Consider the following 12757-nt stretch of genomic DNA (forward strand, 5'->3'; position numbering starts at 1 on the left):
CCTATGGCTTCCACCACTCAGCCACTCTCGCTTCCTTTTGGAAGGGCAGCTCCGTCCCAGAAACCGAGATGATTCCGCCATCTTCATAAGGAACGATTAGAAATTCATCTTCTGTAGCGGACGATTCTACTCTCGAAACCGCCTGCGGCAGTGCCAATCGCGGCTGATCCGCAGATTTCGAAACAAAGAAGTAATAAGGAAGCTTTGCTCCCCACAGCGTTTGGGTGCGTTCGAGCGTTTTTGCGATTTCATTTACATCTGATGTAACCGACACGGTCCCCTGCGTGCATTTGGTAATGACGAGATTGAGGGCCTCGACATATCGACGAATTTGATCGGATGAACCATGAAGGTACCGCATCAGCATATCTCTCAGTATCTGCACCAGGGCGCGTACCATGGACGATGTCCGCCCCAATCGCCCCCTGCGCTAAGTGGACCGAAATGAAAGTGAAGGAGCGTGGGACTTGGATTTGGCCCGTAGTCTATACGAAAGCCATATCCGCCACAGATGATGCCACAAATTCTGGTTCCCTGAGGTCCAAGGAGCTTGATCTGCAGTCCTTGTGGATCGATCTCCGAAACCGGATTTGACGTCGCGTAGTCATATAGATTTGTCGCAGTGTCGAAATCGTATGAGTCGCCAGCGATGTCTATTGGCGGCGTGTTCTGAGGTGGCAGTCGAGCCGAAACAGGCAAAGCGCGCAATATCAGTTCGTTGCGCATGTCCTCTGAACGAGCTGCTGCGTCTTTGGAAAGGCCGTCAAATGGAGAACCTGAAGCTGTCTTGGAGAGGTTCGCGTTTTCCGCTAGCGCGACCGTAGACCCGAAGGTTGTCGAAATAGATGCCGTCCCAGACCTTGCGGTCAAACTAAACTCCCCTAACGGATCCCTCGATAACCATCGACCGGCCACAGGATCATAGGCCCGATAGTTCGTCAGATAGAGCCCGCTGTCGGCATTGTAGAACATGCCGCCATAGACGAAGTCGGTGACCGGCGCGGTGCTCTGCAGCGGCACGCCGTAGCGATCATAGCTGTAGGCCGGCGCGCTGATGGTGCTGGCAAAGGCGCGGCGCACCGAGCCGATCTGGTCGATGCCGTAGTAGTAGGGCTGGCCCGGCGAGCCCGGCACGTACTCGCCCTCGTCGTAGTAGCGGCGGATCGGCGTGTTGCTTGCGTTGCGCGCCTGGCAGAGGGCCGAGCCACACCAGAGATAGGAGGTCGTGACCGTACTGCCGCCACCTGCCGGCGTGCTGGCGATCGCCACCCGCCGGCCAAGGCCGTCGTAGGTGAAGGCGGTCGCCTTGCCGGGCTGGCCGGGATAGAAGATGCCGACTATGCGAAGCCTGTTGATAGCGGCGTTGGTGTCGCTTCCGACGGCAGCGATCGCCCAGACTCCGACCGTCGGTGCGGCGATGGCGGAGCGCTGGTGCATGGGCTGCCATATCGTCGAGCCGGGGCCGTCTTCCGACCCGAACAGCCGCGCGCCGACCTTCTCGGCAATCGCGTCACGGCCGGGCACCACGGCCGCCTCGCTGCAACGATATCTTTCGGTCGGCCATACGCGCATGCCGGACTTCGCGCTGACGCGCACGGAACGCGACGCACTCGTCGGCTACATTCTGAGCCTTCGCCGCCGGCCCTAGACCGTCACAGGCGAACGGCGGCCGCCCCCGCCCAGGCGGCAAGGGCCACGAGAACGAGGCCCGGGACGACCGCCAGGGCAAAGGCCCGGCCGCCTCTGACCGCGGCCGCGATCTTGCCGAGGCCGTTGGTCGAGAAGGCCACCAGGATCAGAACCACGGCGTCGTCCACGCCCAGCTTTCCCGCAGCGGCGAGCGAGGCGATCGAGACCGCGGCGGCATGGCTGTCGGCCAGCCCGCCGACCGCGGCGGCCAGGACCGCACCGGTGCTTCCGAACCGTTCCTGAAGGGCCGCGGAAGCGACGACGATGGCGGCGAGGATGGCGGCGAACGCCAGGGCCGCCGGGAGGCTGAAAGCGCGGTCGGGGCGATGCGCGTCCGCCGTTTTCTCGCCGAGCGCGCGCGCCGTGAAGATCGCGCCATAGCCGATCGCCGCGGCGCCGGCGCCGAGCAACGGCACCTGGAGGGCGTCGAGGACGGCCATGCTGGTCGCGGCCAGCACGACGGCCATCTGCACGATCGTGGCCACCGTCGAAAGGATCGCTGCGGCCGCGGCCGACTTCAGCACGCGAGGGGCATCGCGGGCGCGCTCGCCCATCGCGGCGATGGTGGCGATGCTCGATATGAAGCCGGACGCAAGACCGGCGAGCGGCAGGCCGAACCGCGCGCCGACGAGTCGCGTCAGGACATAGCCGAGGCTGCCGGCGGCCATGACGAGAATCACGATCAGCCAGAGCGCATGGAGGTTCAGCACGCCATAGGGCCCGATCGGAGCGGCCGGCAGCAGCGGAAAGACGACCAGCGTGGCGCCGGCGAAGATCAGCGCGTCGCGGATGTCGGCCTCGGAGAGGATGTCGCGGACGAAGCCGTGCAGGGGCGATCGGGCATGGAGCAGCCCTGCCACCAGCGTGCCGAGGCCCGCCGCGACCAGCGGCTGGCGCATGGCGAACGCGCCCAGCAGCGTCGTCAGGATCAGGGCGATCTCGGTGGTGATGCCCGGGTCGTCGTCCCGCGTTCGCCGGTAGGAGAAGGCCGCCAGGAGGGCGACGCCCGACGTCACCACGGCGAGCACGATTTCGCCTCCGATGTCGGAGCCGACGGCGCCGGCGACCGCGGCCGCGGCGAACGTCCGCAGGCCGGCCGCCGCCCTCGACGGCCCCTCGCCCTTGCGGCGCTCCCGGTCGGCGCCGATCAGCAGGCCGATGCCGAGGGCCACGGCAAGGCCGACGAGAAAAGAAGAGGAAGCGATCGGCGTCACGGCAAGCGGCAATCCGAAAGACCGCCACTGAAGCACAATCCTGCGCCGACCGAACGCTGGAATTCTCAGGCCCGCACCGCGCGTCCTTCGTACATGTAGGTCATCGGCCGCGGGCCCTTGGCGTACTCGTTCCTGAGCTCGGGCAAGTCGAAGCCCGCCGCGCGGAAGAGATCGTCCATCTTGCGGTCGAGATGGCAGCCGCCGGTGAAGCGGCGCCAGATCGGCGTCAGCCGGTGCTGCCAGCGCGCGACGGCCGGCTCGGGCGACAGGCCATGCTCGATGAAGAGCAGGGCGCCGCCGGGCTTGAGGACGCGCCGCATCTCGCCGAGCGCCGCCAGCGGGTCGGGAATCGTGCACAGCGTCAGCGTCCAGGTCATGACGATGGTGTCGAAGCTCGCATCGTCGAGCGGCAGGGACGTGGCGCTGGCGCGCGTGAGCGTCACCGGCCGGCCGGCCTCGGCGGCGCGCCGGCGCGCCATCTCCAGCAGCTCCTCCGAGGGATCGACGCCGACCACCTCGCGCACGTCTTCGGCGTAGAACGGCAGGTTCAGGCCCGAACCGACGCCGACCTCGAGCACGCGCCCGCGCGCTTCGGGCACGAGCCCGCGGCGATAGTCCCGCATCTGCGGCTGGCGCATCGAGAGCTCGATCAGCCTGGGCACGACGAGGCGCCGGTACAGGGTCATGGCTTGCACTCCTCCTTCATGGCGACGGCGGCCACGGCGCCCGACGCGAAGGTGAGAACGCCGATGGCGCCGATCGCCGCGGCAGCGCCGAACAGGTCGGTGATGATGCCGGCCGAGAGCGCGCCGATCGCGTAGCCGAGGTCGCGCCAGAAACGGTAGACGCTGAGCGAGCGGGCGCGCCACGACGGATGGGAGGCGTCGGAGACCGCGGCGATCAGCGTCGGATAGACCATGGCGGTGCCGAGCCCCAGCAGGATGCTGGCGCCGAGCCACCAGCCGAAGCTCCGGGTGACCGCCGTCGTCACGAGACCGGCCGCCTGCACCCACATGCCGGCGACGATCAGGCCCTTGCGGCCCCAGCGGTCGCTCAACGGCCCGGTCACGGTCTGCAGCACGCCCCACACCGCGGGATAGACCGCCTTCAGGATGCCGATGCGCTCGACGCCGAGCCCGAAGCCCGCGAAGAACAGCGGGAAGATGCCCCAGCTCATGCCGTCGTTGAGATTGTTGACGAGCCCGGCCTGAGACGCCGCGAACAGGTTGCGGTCGCCGAACGAGGTGCGGTGGAAGATCTGCCGGAAGGTCGGCCCCTTCCCCGCCGGTTCATGACCGCGCATCTCGAGCGTCACGTGCGCGCGGGTGTCGCGCACCAGCAGCACGGAGAAGGCGAGGCCGAGCACGGCATAGCCGATGCCGAGATAGAACGGCTGCGGCCTCAGCCCCCAGCGCTGGGCGATGTAGCCGGTGAGGAACGCCGTCACGCCGACCGACAGGTAGCCCGCGAACTCGTTGAGGCCGACCGCGAGGCCGCGCGACCTCGGGCCGACCAGGTCGACCTTCATGATCACCGTCATCGACCAGGCGAAGCCCTGGTTGATGCCGAGCAGCGCATTGGCCGCGACCACCCAGCCCCAGTCCGGCGCCCAGGCGACCATGAAGGGCACCGGCAGGCCGACCAGCCAACCCGCGATCAGCATGCTCCGGCGGCCCAAGCTGTCGGCGAGATGTCCGGAGACGAGATTGGCGATCGCCTTGACGATGCCGAAGCTCACGATGAAGGAGACGACGACGGTGGTCGAGGCGATCCGGAACTCCTCGGCCCCGATCAGCGGCACCACCGTGCGCTCCAGCCCCACCATGCCGCCGACGAAGGCATTGACGAGCACGAGCAGCGCGAACTGCTGCCAGTTCTCGCGCAGCCCGAGCCGCACGGCCGCCGACGGTTGCTGCTTGCGTCTCATCACTTATTCAATGATTATGTTGAATGATCCTTGGTGAACCGGAAGCATGTCAAGCGACAACCCCAAGCGCGCGCTGTTCGAAGGCTTCGCCGAGGTCGCCAAGGCGCTGGCGCACGGCCGGCGGCTGGAGATCCTCGAGCTGCTGGCCCAGGGCGAGCGCAGCGTCGAGGCGGTGGCCGGGCGGATCGGCCTGCCGGTCGCCAACGTCTCGCAGCATCTGCGGCTGATGCGCCGCAACGGCCTGCTGGCGTCGCGGCCCGACGGCAAGCGCGTGCTCTACCGGCTGAGCGATCCCGCGGTGCTCGATCTCGCGGGGGCGCTGCGCCGCGTCGCCGAACGCAACTTCGCCGAGGTGCGCGACGTGATCGGCGGCTATTTCCAGCGGCGCGACACGCTCGAGCCGGTGTCGCGCGCGGAACTGGCGCGGCGCCTCCGGGCCGGCCTCGTCACCGTGCTCGACGTGCGGCCGCAGGACGAATATGCCGCCGGCCACTTGCCGAAGGCGATGAACATCCCGCTGGCCGAGCTCCAGCGTCGCCTGCGCGAGCTGCCGAAGGCGCGGGAGATCGTCGCCTATTGCCGCGGCCCCTATTGCGTGCTGGCGTTCGAGGCGGTGGCCCTGCTGCGCCGCCGCGGCTTCAAGGCAAGGCGCCTGCAGGACGGCTTTCCCGAGTGGAAGCGGGCCGGACTGGCCGTCCGCACCTCGCCTGCGCGCTGACCCGATTTTCCCGCCGTTCCCGGCAACGCACGGTCCTGGCCGGGCGTTGCCGCAGAAAGCCTCCCCTCTCGAAGGAGCCGCGCATGACGAGCCACGACAACGACCTTCCCGACGGTGCGCTGGCGTACCGTCAATACGAAGTGCCCATGCCCGACGGTTCGACGGCGAGTCTCGCCTTCACCCTGGGCGACATGACGGCCGACTCCGTGCCCGCGAACTACGCGCGCCAGCACGGCGTGGTCGCCTACGGCCTGGTGTCGGTGACGGACGTGCCGGACCCGCCGCGGTTTCCGCTGGTGTGGACGCAGGACCGCACCCAGATCGCGCTGGCCGTCGCCGAGGAGGACAAGGACATCGGCGACGATCTCAAGGAGACGATCGGCCGCTGCATGGCCCTCTTCTTCAACGACATCGCCGCCGAGCTGGCGGCGCAGGAGCTCGGCGTGTCGCCGCCGGCGAACGACCGCTCGGTGCACTGACAGGACTTTTCGCGTCTACCGCAGCCGTGGTCGGCAGCCTATAGAGTGCGATGTCGGGCACGGGCGGAGGGCGATGGCGGACGACGTGCGCAGCTTGCGCGCAAGGCAAGCTCGGGAGAAGACCAGCGCGGCGGCCGACGGCGCGCTGGCGCTCGCCCTCGAGGCGGCGACGCTGCTGTTCGCCAACGGCCAGACGACCGAGCGCGTCATCCTGGCCGTGGAGCGGCTGGCGAGCGCGCTCGGCTGCCATGCCGGCGTCTTTCCGCAGTGGGGCCAGCTCAATATCTGGATCTACGACGCTCGGGGATCGCACGAAGATGCGCGCGCGGCCCTGCCCACGGGCGTCGACATGGGCAAGGTCACGGCGACGCTGGATGTGATCGACGGGCTCTGCGACGGGCGCCTGGCGCCGGACGCCGCGCGATCGCGCCTGGCGGCGGTCGCGGCGCTGCCGCCGGTGCCGCTGGCGCGCTTCGCCCTGATGGCGGCGGTCGGCGCGGCGGCCTTCGGGGTGATCTTCGGCGGCGCACATCCGGCCAGCCTCGCGGTGATGGCGTTCAGCGCGGGGGCGGGTGCGTGCCTGCGGCGCTGGCTCGCCGGCTTCAGCCGCGGCCCGTTCCTGCAGCCCTTCTCCGCCGCCTTGCTGGCGGGCTTCGTGGGCGCGGTCGCGATCCGGCTCGGCCTCGGCACGGCCCTGCATCTCGTCGCTCTTTGCCCGTGCATGGTGCTGGTGCCCGGCCCGCACTTCCTCAACGGCGCGCTCGACCTGGTGCGCCTGCGCATACCGCTCGGGCTGGCGCGTCTCGCCTATGCCTTGATGGTCGTGCTGATGATCTCGGCCGGCCTGCTCGCGGGCCTCACGCTCGGCGGTTCGACCTTGTCGGTGTCGGGACCGCCGGTCGCCGTGCCGCTCGTCTACGAGGTCGTCGCGGCGGGCGTTGCGGTGGCGGCAATCGGCACCTTCTTCGCGATCCCGTGGCGGGCGCTGCCGGTGCCGATCCTGATCGGCATGCTGGCGCACGCGGCGCGCTGGACCATGATGGCCGTCGGCGGCGCGGGCGTCGTGGCGGCGGCGCTGGCCGCCTGTCTCGTCATCGGCGGCATCGCCACGCCGATCGCAGACCGCATGCGGCTGCCCTTTCCGGCGCTCGCCTTCGTATCCGCCGTCTCGTTGATCCCGGGCGTGTATCTGTTCCGCGCCGCCGGCGGCATCGTCGGCCTGGTCGCGCTCGCCGGCAAAGCGGCGCCCGACCTGGCGGCCGACACGCTGGCCGACGGCGCCACCGCATTCATGATCGTTCTGGCCATGGTGTTCGGCCTGGTCTTTCCGCGCGTCTGCCTCGAAAGCCGCCGCCTCGCCCGCAAGACGAAGAGCCCGTGAAGGCCCCGGCTGGCCTCGTCGACCGCCTTGGCGGGGCGCGGGAGGATGGTAAGCTCCGGCGACGGGCGCGCTCGCGCGGGCAACACCCGCGCGAGAAATGAAAAAGGGAGATCGGGGGAGCGCTCATGAGGCTGTCACTGGTGATCGCGGCCCTCGTGCTGGGGCTCGTGGCCGGCATCGCGCTGGTCCGCGAGTGCGACGCGCGCGGCCTCGCCGCATGCGCCTCCCAGCTCACGGCCGAGCGCGCGCTCGCCTGCGCCACCGTGGTGCTGGCGCTGCTGATCCTGATCCTGGCGCACGCCACCTGGCGCTCGGCGGAGGCCGCGAAGCAGGCCGCGACCGTGCTGCCCAACCTCGAGCGCGCCTATCTGTTCGAGACAGTGGCGATGGCGGCGCCGTTCGCCGAGCTCGCCATGGGTGTCGAGCTCGGCGAGAAGCCCGCCTTCGGCTACAGCGTGACGCTCACCAACTTCGGCCGCACGCCGGCGATCGTGCGCCGCCTCTCCTGCGGCGCCGACCACGCGCCGCCGATGCCGGCCGAGTCCGCCTATCCGCGCCTCGATATCGGTCCCGAGCTGGTGCTGATGCCGGGTGCGCGCCACGTCTTCGAGGTGCACGACGAAACGCCGGTCGACGCCGAGCTGGTGGCCGAGGTCCATCGCGGCAACGTCTATCCCAAGCTGTTCGGCCGCATCGACTACGACGACATCTTCGGCCAGCCGCACGTCACCGCCTGGCACTGGGCCTACAACGGCAAGGACGACACCTTCCGGCCCTTCCCCTGGAAAGGCCGGCGCGCGAACTACCGGCGGTGAGATCGTCCCCTTCTGCGATCGATCCTTGATTTTGCAGGCAGCCCGCGCAAAATCAGGACGCGCGTACCGGTCTGCCGCTTTCATAAAAGAATTGCTTCGAGCCGGTGTCTCCCCGGCGCCGAAGCGGGGGAGGAAGAACGATGCTTCGACGGAAGCCGTGCGTCGCCGCGGCGATGATTGGTGCACTCGCGAGCCAGGCGCCGGCGAACGCCGGCAGTCCGGCGGTCGAGCGCGGCCAGTACCTGGTCAACATCGCCGGCTGCAACGACTGCCACACCCCGGGCTATTTCCTCGGCAAGCCCGACATGACCCGCTATCTCGGCGGCTCGGAGGTCGGCTTCGAGCTGCCGGGCCTGGGCGTCTTCCACGGGCCCAACCTGACGCCCGACAAGGAGACCGGCCTCGGCGCCTGGACGGACGCGCAGATCGTGGCGGCGCTGCAGACCGGCAAGCGGCCGGACGGCCGCGAGCTCGCCCCCATCATGCCGTGGCATGCCTTCGCCAAGCTCACCAGGCAGGATGTCGATGCCATCGTCGCCTTCCTGCGCAGCGTCCCGGCGGTGAAGAACAAGGTGCCGGGCCCGTTCGGCCCGAACGAGACGCCGACCGGGTTCGTCATGAAGGTCGTGCCGCCCGCCAAGCCGAAGTGACGCTAGAGGGCGCGGGCAGCGGCGCTGATCGAGGTCACCGCTTTCGCCGCCTGCCGCGCGGCCCCGGTATCATCCCGCTCAGGATGTCGCGGGCGAAGGCCTGCGCGGCGGGCGGGATCGCGCCGGCTTCGCGGTCGCTGCGGGCGAGGCTCGCGAACTGCTCGGCCCGGCCGTTGACGACCGCCTGGATGGCGGCGAGGCGCAGGCGGTGGTCGGGAGACATCTCGCCCAGGCCCGCGACGCGGCAGCCGGGAATGTAGGGCCGCATGTGCAAGGGCGATTCGCCGGTGAGGAAGGCGTTGCAGAACGCCCACAGCGCGCCGGCCTGCCGCGCGGCCCGCGCCTTTCCGGGCGGGCGTCGCAAGAGCCGGTCCTCGGCGTTGTTGAGCGGATTGGCCGGATCGGACTCGACCCACATCAGGGGATAGGGATCGCCGCCCAGGATGCCGCGCAGGCGGGTCCGGCCCTCGTAGCCGACCTCGGGCATCGCGAGATAGGCACAGGCCGCGCGCTCGCGCGCGTCGCAACCGCGATGCGCATGGCACAGCAGCCAGGCGAGATCGGCCGACACGACCAGCCGGCGCGGGTCGGCCAGCTCGCGCAGCCGGAAGCCGAGATCGATCGACGGGCCGATATAGTCGGCATGGAAGGCGGTGCCCTTCGCCGGCGCGCTATCGCGCAGCGCCACCAGGCGATAGTTCTCCGCCACCGGATCGTCGAGGGCGTTCGCCGCCGGCCGGCCGTCCTTCGCCGGCAGGATGACCTCGGCATTGTTGATGGGGAAGCCCGCGAGCCAGGCCGCACCCTTGACGTTCAGCCTCTGCCACTGCGGCTTGGCGGCGAACTGCCGTCGCTGCTCGCGCATCAGCCCCAGCAGCGCGTGCAGCGCCGCCGCCGCATCGACCGGCGAGCGCACGATCTTGGTGAACAGGACCTCGTCGCCCACGCCCTTCCAGAAGGTCGGGCCGTCGCCGAGCTCGAACCGGCCGTCGCGGTCGCCGCGACCGACCGCGGCGATCGCCTCGCGCACCGCCGCCCATTGCGCCGCCATCTGCTGCACGGCGATCTGGTAGAACGAGAGGAACGGCTCGACCCACGAGTCCGCGTCCTCGGCCGGCTCGGCGCCGCGCTTGGCCTGCTTGAACTCGGTGGAACCCACGATGTCGAGGCTGAGGAACATCCTCAGTCGCGACTGCACCGCGATGGTGCCGCGCCCGCCCTTCGCCATGATCGGCGCTTCAGAGCAGGCCGAGCGCCTTGGCCCTCGCCGTCGCCGCGGCGGTCGAGACCCGGAAGTGCCGGGCCACGCCCGCGATGTTCCCGGGATGGCGCGCGAACTGCTTGCGGAAGGCGGCCTCCGGCATCAGGAAGCCGGCGGCGAACCAGTTGGCCTCCCATTCGACGCGCGTCGAGCCGAAGCGTCGCGCGATCATCGGCTCGCTGGCCAGCGGATAGTGGAGGATATAGTGGCCGATCTCGTGCGCGATGGAGAAGCGATCGCGCTCGGCGCTGGTGTAGTCCGGCAGATAAATCTCGAAGTTGCGGTCGCCGAAGATGCGGATCGAGGCGTCGAGCGACCGGCTGAGGTCGGCGAAGGTCTGGTAGATGATCTTGCCGCCGAGCTGCCCGACCACGGGCTCGAGCTCGCCGCCCGCCCGATAGCCCACCTTGCGCGCGAAGTCGGCGGCGAACGTCTCGATCGTGGCCTTGCTGGCATGGCAGGGTCCGGCCTGGCGGAACGATTGCTTCGACATGATGCCTGTCGCTGTCCTCGACCGAATGACGTAGTCCGCGTCGAGCGCTTCGACAAGAGCGCCCGACGCGTCTTACGCAATATCTTGCCGCGCGCCGGCGTGGCCGCGCAACATATATGTGGCTCAGGCGACAGCGTGCAGGCCAACCGTCTCGCCATGCTGGCGGCGCAGATGGGCTGCGTCCGTGCGCACGCCGGGCAGGCCGCCATAGATCGCGAGGTAGTCGCGCGCCATCCGCTCGACGGTGAAGCGGTGCTCGAAGACGGCCCGCACCCGGCGGCGGTCGATCGTATGGAGACGGGTCACGGCATCGACGGCCTGGTCGACGTTGCGCACCACGAAGCCGGTCAGCCCGTCGTCGACCACTTCCGGCACCGCGCCCGCCCTGAAGGCGATGACGGGCGTGCCGCAGGCCATGGCCTCGATGGTCACGAGCCCGAACGGCTCGGGCCAGTCGATCGGGAACAGGAGCGCGCGGGCATTGCCCAGGAAGTCCGCCTTCTGGTGCTCGTTGATCTCGCCCACGAACTCGACATTGGGATGGGCCGCGACCATGGGCGCGATCGCCTCGTCCCAGTAGGCCTGGTCGGCGCGATCGACCTTGGCGGCGATCTTCAGGCGCAGGCCGGCGCGGGCCGCGATCTCGATGGCGCGGTCGGGCCGCTTCTCGGGCGAGATGCGGCCGAGGAAGGCGAGATAGTCGCCCGCCGGATCGCGCTCGAACGGCAGCAGGTCGCGCGGCAGGCCGTGATGGACGTTGCCGACCCAGTTGAGATGGCGCGGAAGCGGCCGCCGCTGCTCGCGCGAGATCGAGACCAGCGGGACGTCCTGGAAAGCGGCGAAGAACGGCTTGAGGTCGGGCAGATCGAGCCGGCCGTGCAGCGTCGTGACGGTGCGGTCGGCGAAATCGTGGATCAACGGGAAATGCAGAAGGTCGGTATGGAAATGCAGGACGTCGAAATCGTCGGCGCGGCGCCGGACCTCGTCCATCATCACGACCTGGTAGGGCAAGGGATCCTTGACCACCGGATTGAGGCGCAGCGCCATATCGCTGCAGCGCACCAGCTTTGCCGCGGTCCTGGAATCGCCGCTGGCGAACAAGGTCACCTCGTGTCCCTGCCGGACAAGCTCCTCCGTCAAATAGGATACCACCCGCTCCGTTCCGCCGTAGAGCTTCGGCGGAACGCTTTCGCCGAGCGGCGCGATCTGAGCGATCTTCATCGGCAAAACCTCCTCACATGAGCGAAGCATCGACAAGGCGGCCGATCGGCCCGCCGCGTGCGGAGATAGGGGCGGGCGCGGCAAGTTCAAGGCCGGTTGCGACGCTTTCGCCGATGCACGTTATGCGATGCGATACGATGCGGATGCGATACGATGCGGATGCGACAGGAGGGGGCGTCGCGCCGGAACACTTGACGCCGCCGCGATCGCACCTAACTCGACGGATGCGGGATGCCGAACCCTTCGGGTCCCGCACGATTGCATCCGCATGTTGCTCCACGGAGGACGTGATGATTCAATTGAACGAAGCCTACCGGCCGGCCGACGATCGATCCGACCGGACGGACATCGGCCTGCAGCCGCGCCCGGCCGCGCCGGCTGATCGCAAGACGCAGGACGTGTCGGAAGCGGAACAAGCGATGCCGTTCGTTTCGCCGCCGCCGGTCGCCTGGCCGCGGGTATTCCCTCAGCTCTAGCCCGCAGTCCGGCCAGCGGTGCGCGATCGCGCCCGACGCAGGTGACTGGGCGACGGCCGGTCCCCGAGAAAATGCCGCCGCCGCCCAGCGCCTCACGACGCGTCGGCCACCACGGCATCCACCACGCATGCGGGCCGGCCGACAACCAGGACATACCAAGCGCCGAAGGAGCGCGAGCGGCAGCTAATGTTTCAGTTGTAAAGGACGAAAATTTCAGAGATACGGAAAGGAGTTGGCGGCCCAAGCCCAACTTGATCCGCGAAAGATCTGGCAAAAGACTGAAAAGACGGTTGTTTTCACAGGTTCAGACGGAATCCAGACCGCCGATACCTGCATATCTGCCTTCGCAGGGTTCGCGCGTTTTCAAGTGACTAGCGTTTCGCTCTAATGCGAGATATGCAAACTTGCAGATCACGGCCGGCTGCGGCCGATG

General features: G+C 68.7%; 15 protein-coding genes. 7 read left to right on the top strand and 8 right to left on the bottom strand.

Annotation, left to right across the window (positions count from 1 at the left end):
• Position 1 precedes the first annotated feature (1 nt).
• A complete protein-coding gene (locus OJF58_RS00235) occupies positions 2-400 on the bottom strand; it encodes a hypothetical protein (RefSeq protein ID WP_300781040.1) in 399 nt (132 codons plus the stop codon).
• A complete protein-coding gene (locus OJF58_RS00240; RefSeq protein WP_300781041.1) occupies positions 373-1437 on the bottom strand; it encodes an RHS repeat-associated core domain-containing protein in 1065 nt (354 codons plus the stop codon). The genes OJF58_RS00235 and OJF58_RS00240 overlap by 28 nt, the downstream gene beginning before the upstream one ends.
• On the opposite strand from OJF58_RS00240, the gene OJF58_RS00245 reads away from it, so the two are divergent.
• Positions 1436-1648 (top strand): hypothetical protein, encoded by a 213-nt coding sequence (locus OJF58_RS00245; RefSeq protein ID WP_300781042.1) that lies wholly within the window; start codon positions 1436-1438, stop codon positions 1646-1648. The two genes, OJF58_RS00240 and OJF58_RS00245, sit on opposite strands and share 2 nt — an antisense overlap.
• Before the next feature lie 4 nt (positions 1649-1652).
• On the opposite strand, the gene OJF58_RS00250 is transcribed toward OJF58_RS00245, so the two are convergent.
• The 3 genes from OJF58_RS00250 to OJF58_RS00260 all read right to left on the bottom strand — a co-directional run bounded on the left by OJF58_RS00250 (position 1653) and on the right by OJF58_RS00260 (position 4830).
• Complete coding sequence (locus tag OJF58_RS00250; protein ID WP_300781043.1) at positions 1653-2903, bottom strand: DUF4010 domain-containing protein; 1251 nt, start codon at positions 2901-2903, stop codon at positions 1653-1655.
• Positions 2904-2968: 65 nt separating this feature from the next.
• Positions 2969-3589, bottom strand: a complete 621-nt coding sequence (locus OJF58_RS00255; RefSeq protein WP_300781044.1) for a class I SAM-dependent methyltransferase — start codon at positions 3587-3589, stop codon at positions 2969-2971.
• On the bottom strand, positions 3586-4830 hold the full coding sequence (locus OJF58_RS00260; protein ID WP_300781045.1) for an MFS transporter: 1245 nt from the start codon (positions 4828-4830) through the stop codon (positions 3586-3588). Before OJF58_RS00260 ends, OJF58_RS00255 begins: the two co-directional genes overlap by 4 nt.
• Positions 4831-4876: 46 nt before the next feature.
• Between OJF58_RS00260 and OJF58_RS00265 the strand changes: the two genes are divergently transcribed.
• From OJF58_RS00265 to OJF58_RS00285, 5 genes are all read left to right on the top strand, one after another.
• The gene (locus OJF58_RS00265; protein WP_300781046.1) at positions 4877-5548 is read left to right on the top strand and encodes a metalloregulator ArsR/SmtB family transcription factor; all 672 of its coding nucleotides are present in this window, start codon (positions 4877-4879) and stop codon (positions 5546-5548) included.
• An 83-nt stretch (positions 5549-5631) separates the two neighbouring features.
• Positions 5632-6027: a hypothetical protein gene (locus OJF58_RS00270; protein WP_300781047.1), complete on the top strand. Its 396-nt coding sequence runs from the start codon at positions 5632-5634 to the stop codon at positions 6025-6027.
• A 73-nt stretch (positions 6028-6100) separates the two neighbouring features.
• The gene (locus tag OJF58_RS00275; protein WP_300781048.1) at positions 6101-7408 is read left to right on the top strand and encodes a threonine/serine exporter family protein; all 1308 of its coding nucleotides are present in this window, start codon (positions 6101-6103) and stop codon (positions 7406-7408) included.
• Positions 7409-7533: 125 nt separating this feature from the next.
• Positions 7534-8223 (top strand): hypothetical protein, encoded by a 690-nt coding sequence (locus OJF58_RS00280; protein WP_300781049.1) that lies wholly within the window; start codon positions 7534-7536, stop codon positions 8221-8223.
• Between the two features lie 173 nt (positions 8224-8396).
• Entirely contained in the window at positions 8397-8873 is a 477-nt protein-coding gene (locus tag OJF58_RS00285; RefSeq protein WP_300785121.1) for a c-type cytochrome, read from the top strand.
• A gap of 34 nt (positions 8874-8907) precedes the next feature.
• Here the strand turns inward: OJF58_RS00285 and OJF58_RS00290 are convergent, their stop codons facing one another.
• The 3 genes from OJF58_RS00290 to OJF58_RS00300 form a co-directional block, all read right to left on the bottom strand.
• Complete coding sequence (locus OJF58_RS00290; RefSeq protein ID WP_300781050.1) at positions 8908-10101, bottom strand: hypothetical protein; 1194 nt, start codon at positions 10099-10101, stop codon at positions 8908-8910.
• 10 nt (positions 10102-10111) lie between these two features.
• Positions 10112-10627: an ImmA/IrrE family metallo-endopeptidase gene (locus tag OJF58_RS00295; RefSeq protein WP_300781051.1), complete on the bottom strand. Its 516-nt coding sequence runs from the start codon at positions 10625-10627 to the stop codon at positions 10112-10114.
• A 123-nt stretch (positions 10628-10750) separates the two neighbouring features.
• Positions 10751-11848, bottom strand: coding sequence for a glycosyltransferase family 4 protein (locus tag OJF58_RS00300; protein WP_300781052.1), 1098 nt, complete (start codon positions 11846-11848; stop codon positions 10751-10753).
• 290 nt (positions 11849-12138) lie between these two features.
• On the opposite strand from OJF58_RS00300, the gene OJF58_RS00305 reads away from it, so the two are divergent.
• Positions 12139-12324: a hypothetical protein gene (locus tag OJF58_RS00305; protein WP_300781053.1), complete on the top strand. Its 186-nt coding sequence runs from the start codon at positions 12139-12141 to the stop codon at positions 12322-12324.
• Positions 12325-12757 lie beyond the last annotated feature (433 nt).

Origin of the sequence: Enhydrobacter sp. (assembly GCF_030246845.1) — a bacterium.
Lineage (GTDB): Bacteria > Pseudomonadota > Alphaproteobacteria > Reyranellales > Reyranellaceae > Reyranella.